16 protein-coding genes and 1 pseudogene are annotated in these 22948 nt (G+C 58.1%); 8 read left to right on the forward strand and 9 right to left on the reverse strand.

Annotation, left to right across the window (positions count from 1 at the left end; all coding sequences use genetic code 11):
• Positions 1 to 55: 55 nt before the first annotated feature.
• The 6 genes from KW840_RS14090 to KW840_RS14115 all read right to left on the reverse strand — a co-directional run bounded on the left by KW840_RS14090 (position 56) and on the right by KW840_RS14115 (position 8706).
• Positions 56 to 1366 carry a sugar ABC transporter substrate-binding protein gene (locus tag KW840_RS14090; RefSeq protein WP_218495726.1) on the reverse strand — a complete coding sequence of 437 codons (1311 nt, stop codon included), beginning with the start codon at positions 1364 to 1366 and terminating at the stop codon, positions 56 to 58.
• Positions 1367 to 1726: 360 nt separating this feature from the next.
• Positions 1727 to 2632, reverse strand: coding sequence for an AraC family transcriptional regulator (locus KW840_RS14095; RefSeq protein ID WP_090455307.1), 906 nt, complete (start codon positions 2630 to 2632; stop codon positions 1727 to 1729).
• A gap of 61 nt (positions 2633 to 2693) precedes the next feature.
• A complete protein-coding gene (locus tag KW840_RS14100) occupies positions 2694 to 3584 on the reverse strand; it encodes a phospholipase (RefSeq protein WP_218495731.1) in 891 nt (296 codons plus the stop codon).
• 105 nt (positions 3585 to 3689) lie between these two features.
• Positions 3690 to 4988 carry a glycosyltransferase gene (locus tag KW840_RS14105; protein ID WP_218495733.1) on the reverse strand — a complete coding sequence of 433 codons (1299 nt, stop codon included), beginning with the start codon at positions 4986 to 4988 and terminating at the stop codon, positions 3690 to 3692.
• A 141-nt stretch (positions 4989 to 5129) separates the two neighbouring features.
• Positions 5130 to 8105, reverse strand: coding sequence for a hypothetical protein (locus KW840_RS14110; RefSeq protein ID WP_218495735.1), 2976 nt, complete (start codon positions 8103 to 8105; stop codon positions 5130 to 5132).
• A 232-nt stretch (positions 8106 to 8337) separates the two neighbouring features.
• Entirely contained in the window at positions 8338 to 8706 is a 369-nt protein-coding gene (locus KW840_RS14115) for a response regulator (protein ID WP_218495738.1), read from the reverse strand.
• Positions 8707 to 8953: 247 nt separating this feature from the next.
• Here KW840_RS14115 and KW840_RS14120 point away from each other — a divergent pair, with 247 nt between their 5' ends.
• From KW840_RS14120 to KW840_RS14140, 5 genes and pseudogenes are all read left to right on the forward strand, one after another.
• Positions 8954 to 12445 (forward strand): response regulator, encoded by a 3492-nt coding sequence (locus KW840_RS14120; RefSeq protein ID WP_218495741.1) that lies wholly within the window; start codon positions 8954 to 8956, stop codon positions 12443 to 12445.
• Complete coding sequence (locus KW840_RS14125; protein ID WP_057714771.1) at positions 12445 to 13278, forward strand: protein-glutamate O-methyltransferase CheR; 834 nt, start codon at positions 12445 to 12447, stop codon at positions 13276 to 13278. The genes KW840_RS14120 and KW840_RS14125 overlap by 1 nt, the downstream gene beginning before the upstream one ends.
• Positions 13275 to 13403, forward strand: a pseudogene (locus tag KW840_RS14130) (chemotaxis protein CheB); the annotation flags it as partial. The gene KW840_RS14125 and the pseudogene KW840_RS14130, both read left to right, overlap by 4 nt.
• Positions 13404 to 13444: 41 nt before the next feature.
• Positions 13445 to 14626, forward strand: a complete 1182-nt coding sequence (locus KW840_RS14135) for a hybrid sensor histidine kinase/response regulator (protein WP_218495743.1) — start codon at positions 13445 to 13447, stop codon at positions 14624 to 14626.
• Between the two features lie 76 nt (positions 14627 to 14702).
• The gene (locus tag KW840_RS14140) at positions 14703 to 15080 is read left to right on the forward strand and encodes a response regulator (protein WP_057714773.1); all 378 of its coding nucleotides are present in this window, start codon (positions 14703 to 14705) and stop codon (positions 15078 to 15080) included.
• Positions 15081 to 15084: 4 nt separating this feature from the next.
• Here the strand turns inward: KW840_RS14140 and KW840_RS14145 are convergent, their stop codons facing one another.
• From KW840_RS14145 to KW840_RS14155, 3 genes are all read right to left on the reverse strand, one after another.
• Positions 15085 to 16755 carry a response regulator gene (locus KW840_RS14145; protein ID WP_218495745.1) on the reverse strand — a complete coding sequence of 557 codons (1671 nt, stop codon included), beginning with the start codon at positions 16753 to 16755 and terminating at the stop codon, positions 15085 to 15087.
• Positions 16752 to 18254: an ATPase domain-containing protein gene (locus KW840_RS14150; protein WP_218495747.1), complete on the reverse strand. Its 1503-nt coding sequence runs from the start codon at positions 18252 to 18254 to the stop codon at positions 16752 to 16754. The genes KW840_RS14145 and KW840_RS14150 overlap by 4 nt, the downstream gene beginning before the upstream one ends.
• Before the next feature lie 116 nt (positions 18255 to 18370).
• A complete protein-coding gene (locus KW840_RS14155) occupies positions 18371 to 19426 on the reverse strand; it encodes a tetratricopeptide repeat protein (protein WP_057714776.1) in 1056 nt (351 codons plus the stop codon).
• Positions 19427 to 19640: 214 nt separating this feature from the next.
• Here KW840_RS14155 and KW840_RS14160 point away from each other — a divergent pair, with 214 nt between their 5' ends.
• From KW840_RS14160 to KW840_RS14170, 3 genes are read left to right on the forward strand one after another with little or no spacing between them, the layout of a single operon-like run.
• On the forward strand, positions 19641 to 21776 hold the full coding sequence (locus tag KW840_RS14160; RefSeq protein ID WP_218495749.1) for an FUSC family protein: 2136 nt from the start codon (positions 19641 to 19643) through the stop codon (positions 21774 to 21776).
• Positions 21766 to 21966: a DUF1656 domain-containing protein gene (locus tag KW840_RS14165; RefSeq protein WP_032829912.1), complete on the forward strand. Its 201-nt coding sequence runs from the start codon at positions 21766 to 21768 to the stop codon at positions 21964 to 21966. Before KW840_RS14160 ends, KW840_RS14165 begins: the two co-directional genes overlap by 11 nt.
• Before the next feature lie 4 nt (positions 21967 to 21970).
• Positions 21971 to 22936 carry an HlyD family secretion protein gene (locus KW840_RS14170; protein ID WP_218495750.1) on the forward strand — a complete coding sequence of 322 codons (966 nt, stop codon included), beginning with the start codon at positions 21971 to 21973 and terminating at the stop codon, positions 22934 to 22936.
• Positions 22937 to 22948 lie beyond the last annotated feature (12 nt).

Raw genomic sequence — 22948 nt, forward strand, 5'->3', positions numbered from 1 at the left:
GACTCATCGCGAGCAAGCTCGCTCCCACAGGGAACAGGGGGCAGGCTACTGCCGGTTACTTGGGATAACCCGCGCGCTTCATCTCGCGCTCGGTGGTTTGCTGGGCCGCCGCCAACGCCTGGTCGACCGTGGTCTGGCCGATCAGCGCCGCCGAGAAGGATTTGCCGACCTGGGTGCCGATGCCCTGGAACTCGGGAATGGTCACCAACTGGATGCCGATGTACGGCACAGGTCTGGTGCCCGGTTTGCTCGGGTCCGCGGCCTTGAGCGATTCTAGCGTGACCCTGGCGAACGGCGCGGCACTCATGTACGCCTCGCTGTAGGTCGAGGCTCGGGTGCCCGGCGGCACGTTGGCGATGCCGTCTTTTTCCGCGACCAGTGCGCCGTATTCTTTGGACGTGGCCCAGGCGCTGAAGGTTTTCGCTGCGTCCTTGGCCTTGGAACTGGTCGGAATGGCCAGCGCCCAGGAGTACAACCAGGCCGAGCCCTTGTCAGTGACCTGATGCGGCGCATAGGTGAAGCCGACGTGATCGGTGACCTTGCTCTGGGACTTGTCGGTGACGAACGAGCCGGCGACGCTGGCATCGACCCAGATCGCGCATTTGCCACTATTGAACAGCGCCAGGTTTTCATTGAAACCGTTGCTCGACGCCCCCGGCGGGCCGGATTTCTTCATGGTGTCGACATAGAAGTTCAGCGCGTTTTTCCATTCGGAACCGTTGAATTCCGGCTGCCACTTTTCATCGAACCAGCGCGCGCCATAGGCGTTGGCCACGGTGCTGATCAGCGCGATGTTCTCGCCCCAGCCGGCCTTGCCCCGCAGGCAGATGCCGTACTGTTCCTGTTCGGGTTTGTTCAGTTTGGCGGCGAATTCACCGATCTGCTCCCAGGTCGGGCGCTCGGGCATGGTCAGGCCGGCGTCCTTGAACAGGTCGGTACGGTAATAGGTGATCGAGCTTTCGGCGTAGAACGGCAAGGCATACAGCGACCCCTTCACCGACAGGCCTTCGCGCACCGACGGGAATACGTCTTCGAGGGCATAACCAGCCGGCAAATCCTTCATCGGCTCCAGCCAGCCCTTGGCACCCCAGAGTGCGGCTTCGTACATGCCGATGGTCAGCACGTCGAATTGCCCACCCTGGGTGGCGATGTCGGTGGTCAGGCGCTGGCGCAGGACGTTTTCTTCGAGGACCACCCAATTGAGCTTGATGTCCGGATGCTCGGCCTCGAAGGTTTTCGAGAGCTTTTGCATGCGGATCATGTCGCTGTTGTTGACGGTGGCGATGGTCAGGGTCTGTGCGCCAAGGCTGACGCTGCTGAGGGTCATGCAGGTGAGGGCAAGCAGGGCTTTTACCGAAGGTTGCATCGTGCACTCCTTTTCTGCACCCGGCGGGCTACAGAAGGACAGTTATTGTTTTTGTGTCTTCCGAAGGCAGGAAGAATGTGCGCTGATTACATCCTTCAATCGAGGGCGAGACAAATCATCCATCGCACTTCAATCGATACTTTTTTGCACTGAAGTTTTGAGGGGTAGACGCAGGGAAGGGCTTTTCAGCGAAGGAGGGGTATTGAATCCGTACAGGTTTTAGGGGGTAACGCTGTACCTGTGGAAGCGAGCTTGGTCCGGGCGGCGATCCGACGATGGCGGTGTATCAGGTTAATAAATGTCGACTGACACGGCCTCATCGCGAGCAAGCTCGCTCCCACAGGAATTTGAGGCGTGTCTTCAACCCAGGTTTTGCTCGGTCAACCGCTGCACCACCAGCCGCCGGTAATGCGAAGGCGTCATGCCCTTGAGCTGCTGGAAGCGCCGGTTGAAGTTGGAAATATTGTTGAAGCCCGATTCGAAGCAGACATCGGTCACCGGCTTGTCGCCATCGGCCAGCAACTCGCAGGACTTGCTGATGCGCAGGCGATTGACGAATTCGATGAAATTGCGCCCGGTGGCCTGCTTGAATACCCGACTGAAATAAGTCGGCTTCATGCCCAGGTGCTCGGCGACCTCTTCCAGCGTCAAGTCCCGGGCGTAGTGGGCAAAAATGTAATCCACCGCGCGGTTGGTGCGATCGATATTGTGCTCGTCCGCCAGTTGCGGGGTTGTGGCACCAGAGAGCAATTGGTAGTCGTCGGTGGCCGCAAGCAACTCCAGCAGAATGAAAAAGTGCCCGAGCCGGGTCATACCGGTGGTATCGGCGATGCGCTGCATCAGGTCCATCGCCTTGTCGATGGTGTGCTTGCAGCGAAACTCGATGCCGTACTGCGCGCGCTCCAGCAGCGGTGCCAGGGCCTTGAGTTCGGCGAACACCTGATAGCCGCTGTCGAACAACTCGTCTGTGAAATTGACCAGCATGTCACGCTTGGGCACCACTTCGTCCTCGGCCACCTGGCTGATCCAGTTGTGGGGCAGGTTGGGGCCGGTGAGAAACAGTGTCCGGGGATAGAAGTTGCCGATGTAGTCGCCGATGAACACCTTGCCGGAACTGGCGACGATCAGGTGCAGTTCGTATTCCTTGTGGAAATGCCAGCGCACCAGAGGGCAGGGGAAACCGTGCTGGCGATAGATGATGGACAAGCCGTTGTGGTCGTCCATCAACTCATAGGAAGGATCGGTGACTCTGGCGGTACGGGTCATGTCAGGGCGCTTGTGTAGTTATCCCGCCCCGATCATGCCTCTTGCCGGATGGATAGCGCTACTACCGCCGGTGCGTCTGTTCGTGCAAGGCACGGCCGTAAACCGCTTTCATGCTGGTGGCGCTCCAGCAATAACGAACGATGTCGGACTCGTCGAAAAAATCGGTGCTGATGATGCTGCAACGCGTGACCCAGTTTCTCGTGGTGTCGAACCAGTCGTTGATCTGCCGCTTGATATTTCCGGGCCCGCCGAGCAGCGAGTAGGTGGTCGCGGACAGTGACCAGAGGAAGGTTTCGTAGGGCGCATCTTCCAGGGTTTGCGCGATGTAGCGTTGCAGCTCGGCGGGGGCGGAGAACGCGTTGTCGCGCCATTTGTGCGGGATGCGAGGCCAGAAGTACTCGCCATCGAGCGCCGACAGGGCGGGTGCCGCCATGATCACCCGGCGATGTGGGCTCGCACTTTTGAGTTCTCCAACCGTTTTGAATCTGTCGCCTGGAAGGACGGCCCGCAGCCCTAGACGTCGCACGAGGCAGTCACTGAACCTTTCATGATCGAAAGGTTTATTGCCATCAGCCAGTTGATGGAAGTCCAGCACGATGAATTCGTCCGGGTTTCGATCAAGGAACAGCAGTACCGCGTCGATCAGATCGTCCAGGGCGCGGTGCGAGCGAAAGCCGTTGTGGTGAAAGTAGAAGCCCGATCGAGCCGCACCGGCGGTGTAGCCCAGACGGATATCAAAGGCGCGGGCGCCGTTGGCCAGTTGCCAGGAAAAAGTGTCGTTCTGACAAATCGTCCAATGGCCGAGCACCGCATCGTGGTTGGGCGCTTTTTTGTCCATTCCGGCGTTATGCACGCCAGGCCAGACGATATCGGTGAGTTTGAGTTGATTGATTTCGAGGGTGCTGCTCATCCAGGTTTGCTTGTCGAGCAAACCACGCGTATTGCTGGTCATGGCCATTCCTTGTGCGAATCACCCCATCCATTGGGTGTGAAGCGGTCAGATTAACCGGTCGGGCACAGCAATGGCGGTAACTATGTATTGCACAAGAAAAGTGGGCTACTCCTGATTCAGTCGGTTCTTCGCCTCAATCCATTGCGCCATGTATTGAGTACTCTTGTGCTGGTGATGACGCAGCATGCTGCCGGTAAAGTTATCTCGTCTTATGTTTGCCAGATTCTGCTGGCAATCGACCAGCCGCTGGATCAAGGCTGGGCCATGAACGGATTTTCGGTAGCGACTGGCAAGCAGGGTTTTCCCGTGCGCCTGGGCGTCCAGCCAGCGCGTCTTGTCGTTGTGCAGTTGCACGGCATGATCGGCGAACTCGCGTGCCGAACGGGTCACTGCACCGGGCCATGCCTCTTGATCATGCATCGCCTCGGCACCCACTGGCGTCGTCACATTCGGCGTGCCACAGAGCATCGCATCGACAATCTTGCCTTTGATTCCCGCGCCAAAACGCAACGGTGCCATACAGACCCGCGCCGACGACATGACTTGCAGGGCGTCTTCTGCCCAGTTCATCACATGAAAACCCTGGGCCGGGTTGTGCAGGGCAGTCGCCTTGGGTGGTGTGTAGGCACCATAGATATGCAATTGAGCGCTGGGTATCTGCTCGCGAATCAACGGCCAGATAGCGCTTTTCAACCAGAGCACCGCATCCCAGTTGGGCGCATGGCGAAAGTTACCGATATGAAGAAAGTGTGCCCGCTCTTCGAACGGTACCGATGCACGGGACGGAACATCGACCATCAACGGGCACCAGTGCAGCAGGTTGCGGGGAAACCTGAACTGCTCGACCAGCAATTCGACTTCCACTTCGGAAACCATCAGCGTCAAATCACAACGATAAAATGAGGCGATCTCGCGCTTCGCCAGATCGGTATCAGCCATGTGTTCGAACTCTTCGCGCGCCGCCGGGGCGAACAGTTCGTTGAAGTCATTGTTGTCGTCACTGGCCTTCAAACGCTCCTTGAGGCGTTGATGCCGACCCAGCCTCAGGCTTTGCAGGTCGCAACTTTCGAGCACGCGCAAGGCATCGGGGCAATGCTTCTCGACCCGCCAGCCGAACTGTTCCTCCATCATGAACTGATCGAACAACACGATGTCAGGCGCCAGTTCGCTGATGAATGCGTCGAAACTGCTGTTGTTCAGCTCGATAGGTACTTCGTCAATACCCAACGCTGTCAGGTCCGCACGTTGCTCGCCGAAGCCTGCCGGGCTGCTGAACGTGATGTCCCAGCCCTGGTCCAGGAAAACGTCGAGAATCTGCATGACATGCCCGCTGGCCGCGGAAGAGCGGGGCTCGGGCCAGACGTAACCAATGACCAGGACTTTGGTTGCGCGGGGTTGAGTCATGAACGGGAATTCCTAGGACCGGCAGAAGGTTGAAAAAGCGCGGGTATTAAACCACAGCAGACCGCCTGGCGCTGTGGCACTAGGTCTGAGAGCGGTGAGTGATGGCTTTCACCGCTCTCAGTGCCTGCTGGATGTTTCGGGTTACACCCGTTCAAATTCTCCCGCCTGTATTATTTCCTTGTAATCGGTGACTTTTCCGCCTCTCACCTTGCAACTGTTCAGGTCAAGTTCAAACCAGTCGTTTGCTCTTTTGAATAGCAGAACATCGACTGACTGAGATAGTTCGCTGATACCTTCCACGCGCGCCAATTTCATATCGATGCAATTCAAGGACCGTGCCGCGGTATAGGTATCGAGTGCTCCGGAGAGGGATTGAAGTTGCTTCACGGCTTTGCCGCTGACTTTGGAACCAACCCCTGTAACCAGCACGACTCCGTTTTTGGTAATGGTCGCTCCCTTCTTCAAAAGACTTGGCACACCATCGAGCGGGTTGACCAAACTCAGGGCAAAACTGCTGCTGACCCTGGCGAGTGTTAAAGATCTGGAAAGGAGGCTGCCGGATTTGAACGCGATGGAAGCGAATTTTGGCGCGACACCCAGTACAGCTCCGACAATCGACAGCGCGTCCAATGCGCATCCAAAGATGGCCCCCCGCTCACGGTCACGGTCACCGGAACTCAGGTCTTCGATGCAACTCTTGAACGGGATAATCAGGTTAAGAACCAGGTCTATTCTGTCCTTGGTGTTCTGTCTTGCCGCTTCCAAGGGCGCTATACCGTAACCAGCGTTGTACAGTTCATCGTAGGTAGCAGGCGGGAAGTACTCAAGTACTCGGTTGACTGTGTCTGATGTCGCCTCAGAAAAAAACATCTCGACCTGACTTCTGTTTTGTGGGGCTACGCGCTCCACGCCTTCCTGTTCATAGGCTTGCCAAAGCTTTTCGACAACCACTTTATTGCTGATATTTTTTATGGGGGGCGTTCCCTTGAGGTATGCATCGATATCCAATGGCCAGTCAAGCCCTTGAGCCTGCCATTGTTTTTCATCTTTATCATGCCAAACACTGGCTTCCGTGAAGTGCAGGTTGGTTGAACCGAACATCGCATGAAGGTCCTGGCGGCGATGACACTCGGCTCGCAATGTGAACAGTTCGTAGTAATAAAATCGTGAATTGTATTCGGACGAGATGATTACACCAAAGCGCCCCCTGTACTTATCCCTGTCACGCTGTGTTTCCTTGGCCGCTCCAACGTGGAATTGTTTGCGAACAGTAAAGAAACTGAGATTGCCATACTCCAGGCGCTTTCGATCAGCTTCAGGCATTTTCGACATGGCGAGCTTCAATGCGGTGGCGGTTCCCAGCCTTAGCTGATCAAAATAATGGTTGAACGTGTCTGTGTAGATTTTTTTAATGTCCTGCAGTCGCCCTAGGTAGGGTAATGTTCTTGGAAGTTCATACGCTTCAAAGGTTGACACGATTTTGTGCGACAGGGTAAGCCCGGTCCATCCTTCATTCATGAGGTCGCCAGACATGAATAGTTCATGTGCTGATATTGTTTCGCCCAAGGGCAGGTCGGTGTGCATGTAGTTTCTGTTTGTCAGATAGTCTCCGTCGGGCATGGCTCTCTTCAGTTCATTCAAGGCCATCTCATGTCGCGTACGCAGTGGGGTATTGATGGCGTTCCTGCATTGCTCAAGTGCCTCGGTGTAATCGGTGTAAAGTGCTTCAGCCGCTCGGTAGTCATCACTGTTGTAATCGCCTCGTTCGCTATAGGGGATGAGGCGATTCATTGCGCCCCAGTTCAGCATCGACGTCAGCGCATTTAGCCCGAACAATTGCTCAAGGTTGTCATCGAATGGCTCCAGATCAGCGTAAGCCTGGACTTCATCGAAAGTCATCGCGGCCGAGGCACCTGGTGCAATGTGCTCGATTTTTTCGACGGCAACGCTATGCACCACCCACGCAGGCGAGTTTATCGTCATGTCGTCCGGGATTTGTTTTACAACGAGTTCAGGCGCAGCAGCGCATGCGAGCAAGTACGCTGCCAGAGGAACTACTGTTGCATCAACGATATTGTTATCGACAAGATGCTTTTCGAACATCAGCAGTACTTTGGCAGGATGAACTTCGGCATTGACCGGGTTGTAAAATCCATAGCCCAGTGCCCGACCTTTGTTTTGAGTCAGGCCAGCCTCTGGTTCAAGGTTCAGGATGATGGCGGTAATGAGCAATTGCTCAAGATCCTTCGTGGATGGTGAGGCACCTGAGGTAGCGCCATACCAGTTCAATGCATCCAGATAACCCCGCGCCCAAATTTTTCCAATCGTGCTTTCCAGGAGATTGCTAATGTATTGGTTGGGGGCAGCTCTCAATATATCAGCTGGTAGGCTGACGACTTGCTCGACCAGTGTTTTTAGCAATTGACCTTTGTTAGTTGCTCCGAATGATTTTGTTACTTTTTCAATTTTTCGCCGCTCTATCAAAGGCAGTGCTGTCGGGAAAAATTCAGGGTCTTTGAGTATTCTGTAATAGGCTATTGCTGTCGGAAGTTTTGGCCGTTCCTTGTTGAAAAACTCAATGAGGTTCACAAGCTGTCTGGCGGTTGACGGAATCGGGTATCCGTAGAACCGTAACCATTGCTCGACATTGAACTCATCAGAGCTGTAGATGAAATCGCCCGCGCTGCTCGCATAGTTGCTCAACTGTTTCAGGCGCTCGTGAAGCACTTCATTTTCTTTGAGCAAGTCGTCAACGTGCATCTTTTCATCGTCAATCAATACATGCATATTCATATTGGCGTCGCATACGTATGTAGTGGCGCCTGAAAGGCTGGATAGCTCCTCCAGGCCAAGAAACTCTTCGCTAGCCAGTAAATCTTTCAGCATTGACTGTCCCGCTCGATGGGCTATTTGTAACGAACTGTCATGAGTGAAGGCGATAATCCAGTCGCTGAGGATGAATTGGTTGTTGCTGTCGATAAGGCTGGAAAGGTTTCTCTGTAAAGTTGAAGTGACGTGAGCCTTTTCAAGATTGTTTATCTGCTTCAAATTTTGAATATCCCGCTGCAGGGTTTCAAAAGTTGATGGTTTTCTATAGTCATATTGGGTGCTGTTCATCAACAAATCCTTTTTTTGATGGGGTGTGTGTTTTTCGGTCGAGAAACACATCTCGATTATTGAAATTTAGTTGCCCTGTTATTTTAGTGGAGAGTATGTTTTCTGATGCTCGGTTGCCCAGTTCATATACTGTGCTTTTTGTTTCGGGCGACAGTTTTCATCGAGTCTGGCTCAGAAGGCCGGCTCGACAGGGCTATGTTGTCTTTTATGTAAGTAGGGCTTGAGCTGTTAATTAATTGGCTGGCAGCATCTCGCGTATTTTCTGCCGCAACTGATCAATGGAGAAGGGTTTGCCGATCAAGTGCATGCCTGGAGGTACTTCAATGCTTTCGGCATAACCGCTGGCGAACAGGATGGGCAGGTCAGGGCGTAACGTGCGGGCGAGGGTGGCCAGTTCGCGACCGTCCATGACCGGCAGGCCAACATCAGTCATCATCAGGTCAATGTGTCGGTTCAAGTCCTTGAGCAAATCCTGTGCCTGTTCGCTGCCATCGGCTTCCAGAACCTTGAATTCCAGTTCTTCCAGGACGTCGACGATCAGCATGCGCACGATGGCATCGTCTTCGACGACAAGGATGGTGGAGGCGTTGGCGGATGACATGGTCGAATTCCCGAAAAAGATTGGCATTGCCGGTCGCTGGAAATCACCGGCCTCTTGCATGAGTAAGTGGCGGATCCCGACAAGTTCCCTGCGCGATGGAAAAAGGATTGGCGGTACAGGCCAGGCAAGGATAACGCGGGAGCAGCGCAATGTAGGACCTTGCGCGCAAACATGTCAGATAATTGGATCAATTTGCCAGTTTTGGGGCAAACTCCTTGCATTCTGACAGTTCGACAAGGCCTGCCCCATGACCTCAGCGTCCTCGGTTGATGAGCAACGATTTCGTAAACTCCTGAGCCGTAACATCAGCCTGCCGTTGGGTCTGGGTCTTATCAGCGCTGTGTTTTTCGTGTCGCTGATCAGCTATTTACTGTCGACCATCCAGTGGGTGGAGCACACCGACCGGGTGATCAATAACGCCAATGAAGCGGTCAAGCTGACCGTGGATCTGGAAACCGGGATGCGCGGTTTCCTGCTCAGTGGCGACGAGCATTTCCTCGATCCCTACGAAACCGCCAAGCCGCGCATCGCCGTGGCGCTCGACACCTTGCTTGAACTGACCGCCGACAACCCGGTGCAGACTGATCGCTTGCTACGGTTGCGAGCCTTGCAGCTGGAGTGGACCAACTACGCGCAATCGATGATCGATTTGCAGCGCAGCAGCGGCGATTATCGCGCCATCGTCAAGGCCGGACGAGGTAAGCGCCTGACCGATGAAATTCGCAAGCAGTTCGAGGCGGTGATCGACACCGAGCAACAGTTGCGCGCATCGCGCAATGACGAAGTGCGCGGCACCACCATCATGAGCATCAGCCTCTATCTGTTGTTCATAGCGGGGGTCAGCGGGTTGCTGGCGTACGTCGGGCGCCGCGACTTGTTGACCCTGTCGCAGAACTACAGCGTCAACCTTGCCGCCCAACAGGCCAGCGCCCATCGTCTGGAGCAACAGGCCTGGCTGCGCAACGGCCAGACCGAGCTGGCCGAGCAGGTGCTGGGACAATTGAGCCTGAGCATGCTGGGTCGCAATATCCTGCAATTCTGCGCGCAGTACCTGGGCACCGCCGTGGCGGCTATTTATGTGCGCGAAGACCATGGCGGCCTCAAGCGCATCGCCACTTATGGTTTTTCCCGTGAACAGGAAGGGCGTGAACAGCAGATCTACAGCGAAGAAGGCATTGTCGGCCAGGTGGCGCAACAGGCACGGCTGATTCGCCTGAACGAGGTGCCGGGAGATTACTTCAAGGTCAGCTCTGGCCTCGGTGACGGTTTGCCGTGCAGTGTGCTGGTGGTGCCAACCAGCGACGACGAGCGGGTCAATGGCGTGATCGAGTTGGGCTTTCTGCGTCCACTGACCGACCGTGACGTTGAATTGCTTGAGCTGATTGCCGGCAACATCGGCACCTCGATCGAGGCGGCACGCTATCGCCAGCGTTTGCAGGAGGTGTTGGCCGAAACCCAGCAACTCAACGAAGAACTGCAGGTTCAGCAGGAAGAACTCAAGACCGCCAACGAAGAGCTCGAAGAGCAGTCGCGGATTCTCAAGGAGTCCCAGGCGCACCTGGAAACCCAGCAGGTGGAGCTGGAGCAGACCAACGAACAACTCGCCGAGCAGGCAGAAGTACTGGCCGAGCAGCGCGACGCCATGGACCTGAAGAATACCGAACTCAATCAGGCCCAGATCCAGCTCGAAGAACGCGCGGTAGAATTGCAGCGCTCGAGCAAGTATAAGTCCGAATTCCTCGCCAACATGTCCCATGAGCTGCGCACGCCGCTGAACAGCTCGTTGATCCTGGCCAAGCTGCTGGCGGAAAACCCGGAAGAGAACCTCACTGCCGAGCAAGTCCAATTCGCCGAGTCGATCTACTCCGCCGGCAACGACTTGCTCAACCTGATCAACGACATTCTGGATATCTCCAAAGTCGAGGCCGGCAAGCTGGAAATCCGTCCGGAGAACACCAGCGTGGCGCGCCTGGTGGATGGCCTGCGCGGCCTGTTCCAGCCATTGGCAACGGACAAGCAACTGGATTTCCGGGTGGATATGCAGGACGGTGCGCCGTTGATGCTGTTCACCGACCGCCAGCGTCTGGAGCAAGTGCTCAAGAACCTGCTGTCCAACGCGGTGAAATTCACGCAAAGCGGCAGCGTCAGCCTGTCCGTCGCCACGGCGCCGAATGACGGCATCGCGTTCAGCATCCGCGATTCCGGGATCGGCATCGAGGTGGATCAGCACGAAAGCATCTTCGAAGCGTTCCGTCAGGCCGATGGCACTACCAATCGGCGTTACGGCGGCACCGGGCTGGGGTTGTCGATCTCCCGTGACCTGGCGGCCCTGCTCGGCGGCTCCATCAGCGTGACCAGCACGCCGGGGCAGGGCAGTGTGTTTACCCTGGTCTTGCCACAGCAGTACGTGGAACCGGGCGAAGTACCTGTCGAACCGATGCGAGCCGCTCCTGTGGCGGCTGTGTCGAGTGTATTGCCGCCCACGTTGTCGCCATTGGTGGCCGAAGTCGACATTCCGCGCTTCGACGACGACCGCAACAAAGGGCCGTTCACCAAACGCTGCATTCTGGTGGTGGAGGATGAGCCGAACTTTGCGCACATCCTCTACGACCTGGCCCATGAACTGGGTTATCAGTGCCTGGTGGCTCACGGCGCCGACGAAGGCTACGACCTGGCCAAGGCGTTCATCCCCGATGCGATCCTGCTGGACATGCGCCTGCCGGATCATTCCGGCCTGAGCGTGCTGCAACGTTTGAAGGAACACGCCGAAACCCGGCACATCCCGGTGCATGTGATTTCGGTCGAAGACCGGGTCGAGGCGGCGATGCACATGGGCGCCATCGGCTACGTGGTCAAACCGACCACCCGCGAGGAACTCAAGGACGTGTTTGCACGCCTTGAGGCCAAGTTGACCCAGAAGGTCAAGCGCGTGCTGCTGGTCGAAGACGACGACGTGCAGCGCGCCAGCATTGCCCGCCTGATCGGCGACGATGACATCGAGATCACCGCCGTTGGCCTGGCGCAGGAGGCGCTGGACCTGCTGCGCTCATCCGTCTTCGATTGCATGATCATCGACCTCAAGCTGCCCGACATGCTCGGCAATGACCTGCTCAAGCGCATGTCCACCGAAGACATCTGTTCCTTTCCGCCCGTCATCGTCTATACCGGGCGCAACCTGACCCGGGATGAAGAGGCCGAACTGCGCAAGTATTCGCGTTCGATCATCATCAAGGGCGCACGCTCGCCGGAGCGGTTGCTGGATGAGGTGACGCTTTTTCTGCACAAAGTCGAATCACGGTTGTCCCATGAGCGGCAGAAGATGCTCAAGGTCGCCCGCAGCCGCGACAAGGTCTTCGAAGGCCGCAAGGTGCTGCTGGTGGATGACGATGTGCGCAACATTTTCGCCCTCACCAGCGCGCTGGAGCAAAAGGGCGCAGTCGTGGTCATTGGCCGCAACGGCCGCGAAGCGATTGAACGATTGAATGAGGTGCAAGACATCGATCTGGTGTTGATGGACGTGATGATGCCGCAAATGGATGGTTATGAAACCACCGTTGAAATCCGCAAGAATCTGCGCTGGCGCAAGCTGCCGATCATCGCCGTGACGGCCAAGGCCATGAAGGACGATCAGGAGCGCTGCCTACAGGCCGGCGCCAACGATTACCTGGCCAAGCCCATCGATCTCGATCGCCTGTTTTCGCTGATTCGTGTGTGGTTACCGAAGATGGAACGTATCTAGTGGAGCGCAATTTTTCAGTGGATCGAAACAGCGAAATCGAACTGCGGTTGTTGATCGAGGCGATCTATCTCAAGTACAGCTACGATTTTCGCGATTACTCCGGCGCTTCGATCAAACGCCGGGTCGACCATGCGTTGAGTCAGTTCGAGTGCAACACCATTTCGGCGTTGCAGGAAAAGGTCCTGCACGATCCCGCCGCGTTCATGCAACTGCTGCAGTTGCTGACCATTCCGGTCAGCGAAATGTTTCGCGATCCCTCGCACTTCCTGGCCATCCGCAAGGAAGTGGTGCCGCTGCTGCGAACCTACCCTTCGATCAAGATCTGGATCGCCGGATGCAGCACAGGTGAAGAGGTGTATTCGATGGCCATTGTGCTGCGCGAAGAAGGCCTGCTGGACCGTACCATCATCTACGCCACCGACATCAATCCGCGCTCGCTGGAAAAGGCCAGGCAAGGGATTTTCTCGATGGAGAACGTCCGCGCCTACACTGCTAATTACCAGCAGGCCGGTGGCCAGAGTTCGTTTGCCGACTACTATACGGCGGCCTATGGGTACGCGATTTTCGACAAGACCCTGCGCGAGAACGTGACCTTTGCCGATCACAGCCTGGCGACGGACAGCGTATTCTCCGAAACTCAATTAATTTCATGCCGTAACGTACTGATTTATTTTAATAAAAGTCTTCAGGGTCGAGCGTTCGGGCTGTTTCATGAGTCCCTCTGCCATCGCGGTTTCCTGGTGCTGGGCAGTAAGGAAACCCCGGATTTCTCAGCCTTCGGCGATCAGTTCGAGCCGCTGGTCAAACAAGAACGGATCTATCGAAAATCATGAAAAGTGCAACGAAAATGCCGGCTATCGAAGCGATCGTGATCGGTGCCTGCGCCGGTGGTGTCGAGGCGCTGTTGAACATCCCCGGCCCGCTGCGCGAAGGCTTCGCACTTCCGATCATTCCTGTACGCGGCATCGGCCGTCTGCTTGTCGAGCTGGAACGAATCGCATGCTGAGTAATTTCCAGGCCAAACTGCTGATCGTGGACGATCTGCCGGAGAATCTGCTGGCACTTGAAGCGCTGATCAAGCGTGAGGACCGCATTGTGTACAAGGCGCTGTCCGCCGACGAGGCCTTGTCCCTGCTGTTGCAACACGAATTCGCCTTGGCCATCCTCGATGTGCAGATGCCCGGCATGAATGGCTTCGAGCTGGCCGAGTTGATGCGCGGCACGGAAAAAACCAGGAACATCCCGATCGTTTTCGTCAGCGCCGCCGGGCGTGAACTCAATTACGCCTTCAAGGGCTATGAAAGCGGTGCCGTGGACTTCCTGTACAAACCGCTGGACCTCCAGGCGGTCAAGAGCAAGGTCAATGTGTTCGTCGACCTCTATCGCCAGAGCAAGGCGATGAAGGAACAAGTGCTGGCCCTTGAGCAAAGTCGCCGCGAACAGGAGACCCTGCTCAAGCGATTGCAAAGCACTCAACTGGAACTGGAACAGGCGGTACGCATGCGCGATGACTTCATGTCCATCGTCGCCCACGAAGTGCGCACGCCGCTCAATGGCCTGATCCTTGAAACCCAGTTGCGCAAGATGCACCTGGCCCGGGACAACTCCGCCGCCTTCACCCTGGACAAGATGCACGCGATGGTCGACCGCGACGAGCGGCAGATCAAAAGTCTGATTCGATTGATTGAAGACATGCTCGACGTCTCGCGCATTCGCACCGGAAAGTTGTCGATCCGGCCCAAGCGCTTTGACCTTTCAACGCTGGTTCGCGAGCTGTTGCACAACTTTTCCCAGCAGATCGACGCCGCCGAAGCGTCGGTCTCGCTCGATGCCACGCAACCGGTGATCGGAAACTGGGACGAGTTTCGAATTGAACAGGTCATTTCCAACCTGCTGACCAACGCCTTGCGCTACGGGGCCAAGAGCCCGATCTCGGTGAAGGTCTACTGTGAAGGTGGCCAGGCGCTGGTGGACGTGCAGGATCGAGGGATTGGCATCAGCGAGGAAAACCAGAAGCGGATCTTCCAGCAGTTCGAGCGGGTATCGGCCAGGCACGCCGTCGCCGGGCTGGGCCTGGGATTGTTTATTTCAGAGCAGATTGTGGCCGCCCATGGCGGTACTATTACCGTCCAGAGCAGGATCGGCGAAGGCGCCTTGTTTCGCGTTTGTCTGCCGCTGTAGGAAAACAACCGGATAAACGCAACCTCTGGTCGACCCCACGGTCTATCAGCAGCAATTGACCGAGCAAAGGCTTCCCATGAGCGAAGATGCACAAGATGTAGTACTCGTCGTCGAGGACGATCCCTCGATTCTGATGGTGCTGTCCGCTTATCTGTCGGGCGAGGGTTACCGCGTATTGCAGGCCGAAAACGGCGAGCAGGCTTTCGAAATCCTGGCGAGCAAACCGCACCTGGACATGATGATCACCGACTTCCGCCTGCCCGGAGGAATCTCCGGTGTACAGATCGCCGAGCCCGCCGTGAAGCTGCGACCGGAACTCAAGGTGATCTTCATCAGCGGCTATGCCCAGGAAATCCGCGAGACCGACAGCCCGATTACGCACAAGGCACCGATCCTGGAAAAACCTTTCGATCTGGATAAATTGCAGGAATTGATGCAGGACATGCTTTCGTAAGCCTTCAGGCCCTGATCATCTCCCTGACCTTCGCCGTCAACAGGTCGAAGGTAAACGGCTTGGTGATCATCTGCATGCCCGGATCGAGGAACCCGCCACGCACCGCGGCGTGCTCGGCGTAGCCGGTGATGAACAGCACCCTCAGCTCGGGACGCAACTGCCGGCCGATTTCCGCCAGTTGCCGGCCATTCATACCGGGCAAGCCGACATCGCTGATCAGCAGGTCGATGCGCTGGGCCGAATCGAGTATCGGCACCGCGCTATCGCCATCACAAGCCTCGACGTAGGCATAACCCAGGTCGCTCAACACCGTGCTGACCAGCACCCGCACCGCCGGATCGTCCTCGACAATCAACACCGTCTCGCCACTCCTGGCCAAAGGTGAATGCTCGACGTCCGATGGATGGTCCCGAGGCAGGTCTCCACCGAAGCGTGGCAGGAACAGGCTCACCGTGGTGCCTTCGCCCACGACGCTTTGGATGGCGACGTGACCTCCCGATTGTTTGCTGAAACCATAGATCATTGATAACCCCAGCCCGGTGCCCTGGCCGATAGGCTTGGTGGTGAAGAAGGGGTCGAAGGCGCGGTTGATGGTGCTTTGCGGCATGCCACAGCCGGTGTCCGTCACGCTGAGCACCACATAGTCACCCGCATCGAGATTGCTCTGGCCTTGGGTGAAATCCTCGTCAAAGTGCTGGTTCGAAGTCGAGACCACCAGACTGCCGCCATTGGGCATGGCATCGCGGGCATTGATCACCAGGTTGAGCAGGGCGCTTTCCAGTTGATTGGGGTCGGCTTCGGCCACCCACAGGTGCTCGTCCAGTTGCATGTCCAGACGAATGGTTTCGTTGATGCTGCGTTGCAGCAGTTCATCCATGGAGATCACCAGGGTGTTCATCTCCACGGGTTTCGAATCCAGCGACTGGCGCCGGGAAAACGCCAGCAGGCGGTGGGTCAGGCCCGCTGCGCGGTTGGCCGAAGTCACCCCCAGATCGATCAGGCTGTCCAGGTCTTCGGTTCGCCCCCGGGCCAGGCGTCGACGCAACAACTCCAGGCTGCCGATGATACCGGTCAGCATGTTGTTGAAATCATGGGCGATGCCGCCGGTGAGTTGGCCGACGGCTTCCATTTTCTGCGACTGGCGCAACGCTTCCTCGTTGTGACGCAGTTGCGCGGTGCGCTCTTGCACCTGCTGTTCAAGGGTTTCGAGGGTGTTCTGCAGGCGCAACTCACTCTGGCTCAGGTCGATCAACCGATCCCTGGCTTCGTACTGTCGTCGCCGTCCGCGCAGGGCCGTGGTGACCAGGCTGATCAGTGTGACCGGGTGAAATGGCCGTTCGAGGAAGGTCACGTTGCCCAATTGCGGGCCGAAGCGCGATGCCGGGTTCTGTTGCGGGCCGCCATGGTGTGTCATCAACACGATCGGCAGATCCGACCACGCGGGCTGCTGTTCGATCAGGCGGATCAGCGGTTCCAGATCAGCGCCCAACAGCGCCTCGCAAGAGATCAGCAGCAGGCCGGCACCCTGTTCAAGTTCGGCGCACAATTCGGGCAGGTCGGGGCTGATCACCCCGTGAAACCCGGCCTCGTTGAGCATCATCAGGGCTATCTGGCCGTCGCGCCCTCGCGGCGCAAGGATGATTGCGCGCTCGGACGTCGCTTGCATGTCCGTCACGGGATTTCGTCCGCGAGCAATGGATTGCTGGCGCCGAGATACGTGGGTACGCCGCGCAATACGCCCTGAAAGGCTTCCAGGGGCTCACCGATGGTCATGCCCTGGGCGCTGATGCGGTATTCACGGATGGTCGACTCATGGCTGCCGGTACGTTTCTTGATGATCGAAATGGCCCGGCGCACCTTGCCCAGGGCTTCGAAGTAACGCAGCAGAATGACTGTGTCGGCCAGGTAGGTGATGTCGACCGGCGCCTGCATGTCGCCGACCAGGCCGTGTTGGGCGACCGTCATGAAGGTTGCGGCGCCCTGGCGATTGAGGTACAGCAGTAGCTCGTGCATGTGCAGCACCAAGGCGTTTTCTTCCGGCATCGCCGCCTGATAGCCGTTGATGCTGTCGATCACCACGGTCTTTATATTGCCTTCGTCCACGCAGCGCCGGACCCGGTGGGAGAACTCGCCGGGGGACAGCTCGGCCGCGTCCACTTGTTCGACCAGCAAATTGCCGCTGTCTTGCATTGCCTGCAAATCGATGCCGATGTTCTTCATGCGCTCGAACAACAACCCCAACTCTTCATCGAAAATGAATAACGCGGCTTTTTCGCCCCGGGCCACGGCCGCGGCGGCGAACACCATGGCGATCAGCGATTTGCCGGTCCCCGCCGGGCCGAGAATCAAGGTGCTGGAACCCGTCTCGATACCGCCGCCCAGCAGCGCATCCATTTCCCGGATGCCGCTGGTCAATTGCTGACGCAGGTATTGACCGCGATGTTCGGCGGCCACCAGGCGCGGGAATACACGCACGCCATCGCCCGTGATGGTGAAGTCATGGAAGCCGCCGCGGTACTTCTGGCCGCGGTACTTGACCACGCGGATGCGACGTCGCTCGGCGCCGTAGTTCGGGGTCAATTCTTCCAGGCGAATCACGCCGTGGGCCACGCTGTGCACGGTTTTGTCCAGGGACTCGGCAGTCAGGTCATCGAGCAGCAACACCGTGGCGTCGTAACGCACGAAATAATGCTTGATGGCCAGAATCTGCCGACGGTAGCGCAGCGAGCTTTGCGCCAGCAGGCGAATCTCGGAAAGGCTGTCCAGGACAACGCGGGTCGGCTTGACCCGCTCGACCACCTCGAAGATCTGGCGGGTGGCTTCGCCCAGTTCCAGGTCGGAGGAATAGAGCAGTGTCTGCTGCTGTTCGACATTGAGCAGGCTTTCCGGGGGCGTCAGTTCGAAGATATGGACGTTTTCGTCCATCTCCCAGCCATGGGACAAGGCGCCCTGGCGCAACTCGCGTTCGGTTTCAGAGAGGGTGATGTACAAGGAGCGTTCGCCGGCTTGCGCGCCTGCCAACAGGAAGTGCAGCGCCACGGTGGTCTTGCCGGTGCCCGGCTCGCCTTCGAGCAAAAACACATGTCCGCGGGACAGTCCGCCATCGAGGATATCGTCCAGACCTTCGATACCGGTGGCGGCCTTGTCTCGGTTCAAATCGTTGGATAGAGACAAACAAGCGTCCTCATATGGCCAGGGTCAACGAGGCAGCCGCTGCGAAGCGCCATAACGGGCTGCCTGTTCACTTGACCCCTGGCCAGGACGACGGTTCAACGAAATTTCAGTCGGGGTCAAAGCCCTTGTTGCAACGCCGGATCATCGGGGTTCATCTGTTCGAGTTGGGCCAACAGGATCTGCACATTTTGCAGCTGTCCGCTTTCCTTCCAGTAGTTGATCAGCAGCACCCGGGCCTTGCGATCGTTCGGGTGGCGCTGAACGATTTCCTGCAACTGTTTCTGCGCCGCTTCGAGCTCCTGCTCACCGTGCAACGTGGTGGCCAGGTCGTAGCGGTAGTCCCGGTTATTGGGCTCAAGCTCTACGGCCTTGGACAGGCCGAGCAGGGCGAATTCGCTTTGCTCGTGATGCAGCAGCCAGAGCCCCAACGCGTGTTGCAGGTAGGCCGAGTTGGGTTGTGCCTGCAGTTGCCTGGCCAAAAGTTGCCGGGCGGCGTCGTTCTGGCCCTGTTTATCCAGCACTTCGATTTGCAGTACCAGCGCCGGCAGGTTGTCCGGCGCCAGGCGCAGGGTGTTGTCCAGCGCCTGTTGCGCTTGCTTGAGCTCGGCGTTGTGCAAGTGCAGTCGGGCCAGTTGGTATTGGTTTTCGGCACTTTGCGGCGCGCTCTTGAGCACTTGCTCCCAGGCATCGATGGCTTGCTCCAGCGGCCCGAAATACAAACCCAGTTCATCCGGGGACAATCCCAGCAGCGCGTTGATCGCCGCCAGCCGCACGCTTTGTTCGCTGTCATCGAGCAATGGACCCAGCAGCAGACTGCGCTGGCCGTTCGGTACCAGGCCGCTGATGCTTCTGATCGCCGCGATACGTACCTCGGGCGACTCGTTCTGCAGGTCGGCATCCGCCAGCTTCAGGGCCACCGAGCTTGGATAGTTGGGCAGCTCGGCATGCAACCCGATACGACGTTTGGGGGACAGGTCCGGACGGGCCAATTGCTGATAGAGCACCCGCGCCGCACCCGGTTGGCCGGCCCGGGCAGCCGCCAGCGCTTCGCTGTAGCCGTGCTGGATGGCTTCGGGAACCACCGGGGTGGTATCGCGCAGGGAAAACCAGACACCGCCGATGACGAGCAGGGCGAAGAGGCTGATAAACAGAAGGCGGCGGGACTTGGGCATGCAGGAATCCGGAAGCTGGCAAGCTTTTGCAAAGGCGCAAGCTTCGGTCAGGCCAGGCTTTGAGTCAAACCTTGACGCCGTTCTCGCTCGATTCAAACCGTTGAACAGCCCTTCAGCCGACAATCCACGGGCCGGCAAGCTGCGTCGATGGCAAAACCTCTCGAGGCACCGCAGCAGTGACTACGCTTGCTGGAGGTGTCTCGACGAGTGTCCCATGCAAGCGTTGTTGCAATACTTCAAGGCGATTTTCAACCCCGGCCCCGGGGTGTTGCTGTTTGCCTTGCGAACCATCGCGGCCGGGTTGTTGACCCTGTACCTGGCGTTTTTGTTCGATCTGGACCAGCCCAAGTGGTCGATCATGGCCGTGGTCATCATCAGCCAGCCACTGGCTGGCATGGTGCTGGCCCGCAGTTTTGGCCAGGTGATCGGCACCACGCTGGGGGCGGCCGTGGCGGTGTTGATCATGGCGATCTTTCCCCAGGCACCGCTGCCGTTCATCACCACCCTGGCGTTGTGGCTGGCGCTGTGCACCGCCGGTGGCACGCTGTTGCGCTACACCAGTTCCGGGGCATTCGTGCTCAGTGGCTACACCGCCGTGGTCATCGCGTTGCTGGCGATTCCCGATCAGGACGGCACCTTTTTGCTGGCAGTGACCCGCCTCACCGAAACCTTGCTGGCGGTTGCCTGCGTGTGCGTGGTCAGCCTGCTCACCGCCAGGCCGGAAGCCGTGGCCCGTGATTACTTCGCTAAAATCGACCAAATCACCCGGTTGCTGGCCACCCATGCCAGCGCCGTCATCCGCACCGAAGAGAGCGAAGCCGAATTCCAGCAGCGGCAAATGCAGCTGCTGGGCCAGATCAGTGGCCTGGAGGGCGTGCGTCGGCACATGTACTACGATGCGCCCCGGTTACGCAGTGCCAACGGCCTGGTGCAACTGTTGGGTAACCAATTGGTGTTGTTGACCGCGCGGCTGACCGCCCTGCGCCACCAGCGGCTGCTGTTGACCGAGCGCTGGGAGGGCGAGCTGCCTGAAGAGATTCAACGGCTGCGTGCCGAAGAGCTGGCCTTTCTCGATGAACTGGCGCGGGAGGGGCGTTCGCTGTCCAGTGAAAAGCGCCATCATTTCACATCGCTGCAACAACGCTTTGATGAGCTGGCCTATAGGGCCGAACAATTGACCGAGCCGCTGCCGGCCACCTTGCGTTCGCTGGCCTGGTCGCTGCGCTGGGAGCAGGCGCGCCTGTTGCAGCAGCTTGAGCAGATTCTGGAGCTGAGCGATGCCATCCAGAGCGGGCGCCCCGCCAGCAGCGTGTTTCGCGGGCGGGAAAATCCGCTGCATCTGGACTTCACCCTGGCGACGATGAATGCCGTCCGGGCCTTTTGCGCGCTGTTGATCGCCGGCCTGATCTGGATCGAAACCGGCTGGGACGGTGCGCGAGCCGGGATGGTGCTGGTGGGCATCCTTTGCTCGCTGATGTCGACGTTTCCCCGACCGCTACTGGCTGTTCAAAGCTATGCCAGGGGGTTCGGGCTGGCACTGGTGGTCTCGGCGCTCCTTCAGTTCATGTTTGTGCCGATGATCAGCAATTTCGAGATGCTTGCCTTGCTGCTGGCGCCCTTGCTCTACGCCGTAGCGGTGGGGCTGGCCAGTCCACCCACTACAGGTACCGGGATTGGTCTGGGGCTCACGACGTTTTTGTTGCTTGGCCCGTTGAACGTGGGGATTGGTCAAAACACTGCCAGCCAGTGGTTCGAGTTTGCCGGAGCCTATACCTGTGCGACCGTGCTGGCTTTGAGTGTCTATGCGCTGATCTTTCCGTTCAGGCCGGATTTTCGCATGCGCCGGCTCTACAAAGAGAACTGCGAGCAGGTGTACGCCTTGCTGAAAACGTCGGCGAGCGATGAACAGCAGTTTGCGTTCGAGAGCCGTATGGTTGACCGCCTGACCATGATGTTGGGGCTACTGCCGGCGACCCGGGAGCCACAATCGCGCGAGCTGTTTCAAGTCAGCCTGGCCTGCATGGCATTGGGTATCGCCTTGAATCAGCTGCGGCAGCAAGGGCAGAACAACGCACTGCTGAGTCCGGATCTGCAACGTCGCCTGTTTTCGACAGTCCGGGAACCGGGCAGGCTGGTTGCCGGTCGGCCCGGGGTCGAAGTGGTGCAGGTGCTTGATAGCCTCCACACCTTGGGCGACGACCTGGATGCCCTGCACACCGATGTTCACGAGCACCTGTGGTCGGTGTTCCGCATGCGTGTGGCGCTGCTGATCGTGGTGTCGTTCGTGGAACGCTATCGCGGCCACTTTCAACCCTCAGGCCTTGAAGGAGACCCTGTCCTTGCCCATTGATCTGGAAGTGGGTGGTGCCTATCTACCCCCGATTGCCCAGGCGCTGCTGCTGGGCTTGCCGATTTTCCTGTTGCTGGACTGGACATTGCGGCGCCTTGGCGTGCTGCAGTTTGTCTGGCACGAGGCGTTGTTCGAAGGCGCGTTGTACGCCTGCGTCTGCGCCACGTTGATTCTGGTCATGGGAGCCTGAAGCCTTGAAGAACATCCTTTCCCGACTCACGACGGTGGCGGTGGTATTGCTGGCCTTCATCCTGGGCTGGTTCGCCTGGGAGCATTACACCCGCGCACCCTGGACCCGGGATGCCCGGGTGCGTGCCGATGTGGTGACCTTGTCCGCCGACGTTTCGGGGCGAATCGTCAGCCTGGCCGTGCAGGACAACCAACATGTGAGCAAGGGCCAGGCGCTGCTGGAGATCGATCCGGCGCGTTACACCCTGGCGGTGGAGCATGCCAGGCGCGCGGTGGAGGTGGCGAAAGCCTCGCTCGGGCAGGCCCAGGCGGCGATTATCTCCAGCGAAGCATTGCTCAAACAACGTCAGAGCGAGGAGCAGCGCCGGCGCACGCTCAAGGATCGTTCAGCGATTTCCGGCGAAGAGTGGGAGAAAGCCAGCACCGACGTGTCGGTGGCCCAGGCCGACTTGATGCGTAATCAGGCCAGTCTGGTGTTGGCCCAGGCCAACGTGCAACTGGCCATCGCGGCATTGACCCAGTCGGAGCTCGACTTGCAGCGTACCCATGTCGTCTCCCCGGTGACCGGTTATGTCACCAATCTGCTGACCCGGGAGGGTGATTACGCCTCGGCTGGTGGCCCATTGTTGGCGCTGGTGGACAGCGAGTCGTTCTATGTCAGCGGTTACTTCGAAGAAACCAAGTTGCCGCGGATCGGGGAGGGTGACCGGGTCAGGATCGAGTTGATGAGTGGCGAAACGTTCGGCGGCAAAGTGCAGAGTATTGCCTTCGCCATTGCCGACCGGGAAAACCTGCCGGGCGGCCGTCTGCTGGCCAGCATCAACCCCAGCTACACCTGGATCAAACTGGCGCAACGGGTGCCGGTGCGGATCGAGATCGATGCCGACTATGCCGGTAAAAACAACCTGCGGGCGGGGACCACGGCTACCGTGACCGTCCAGGAAACCCGCAAATCCAAAGACCAGCACTAACCCCCCTGTGGG

This window comes from Pseudomonas sp. PDM30, assembly GCF_019218985.1.
GTDB lineage: Bacteria > Pseudomonadota > Gammaproteobacteria > Pseudomonadales > Pseudomonadaceae > Aquipseudomonas > Aquipseudomonas jessenii.

What these genes read in the sequence shown, in the direction of transcription:
- KW840_RS14120 (WP_218495741.1), top strand. Translation starts at nt 8,954, where the DNA reads ATGACCTCAGCGTCCTCGGTTGATGAGCAACGATTTCGTAAACTCCTG.
- KW840_RS14095 (WP_090455307.1), bottom strand. Translation starts at nt 2,632, where the DNA reads ATGACCCGTACCGCCAGAGTCACCGATCCTTCCTATGAGTTGATGGAC.
- KW840_RS14115 (WP_218495738.1), bottom strand. Translation starts at nt 8,706, where the DNA reads ATGTCATCCGCCAACGCCTCCACCATCCTTGTCGTCGAAGACGATGCC.
- KW840_RS14155 (WP_057714776.1), bottom strand. Translation starts at nt 19,426, where the DNA reads ATGCCCAAGTCCCGCCGCCTTCTGTTTATCAGCCTCTTCGCCCTGCTC.
- KW840_RS14090 (WP_218495726.1), bottom strand. Translation starts at nt 1,366, where the DNA reads ATGCAACCTTCGGTAAAAGCCCTGCTTGCCCTCACCTGCATGACCCTC.
- KW840_RS14105 (WP_218495733.1), bottom strand. Translation starts at nt 4,988, where the DNA reads ATGACTCAACCCCGCGCAACCAAAGTCCTGGTCATTGGTTACGTCTGG.
- KW840_RS14100 (WP_218495731.1), bottom strand. Translation starts at nt 3,584, where the DNA reads ATGACCAGCAATACGCGTGGTTTGCTCGACAAGCAAACCTGGATGAGC.
- KW840_RS14110 (WP_218495735.1), bottom strand. Translation starts at nt 8,105, where the DNA reads ATGAACAGCACCCAATATGACTATAGAAAACCATCAACTTTTGAAACC.
- KW840_RS14135 (WP_218495743.1), top strand. Translation starts at nt 13,445, where the DNA reads ATGCTGAGTAATTTCCAGGCCAAACTGCTGATCGTGGACGATCTGCCG.
- KW840_RS14160 (WP_218495749.1), top strand. Translation starts at nt 19,641, where the DNA reads ATGCAAGCGTTGTTGCAATACTTCAAGGCGATTTTCAACCCCGGCCCC.
- KW840_RS14140 (WP_057714773.1), top strand. Translation starts at nt 14,703, where the DNA reads ATGAGCGAAGATGCACAAGATGTAGTACTCGTCGTCGAGGACGATCCC.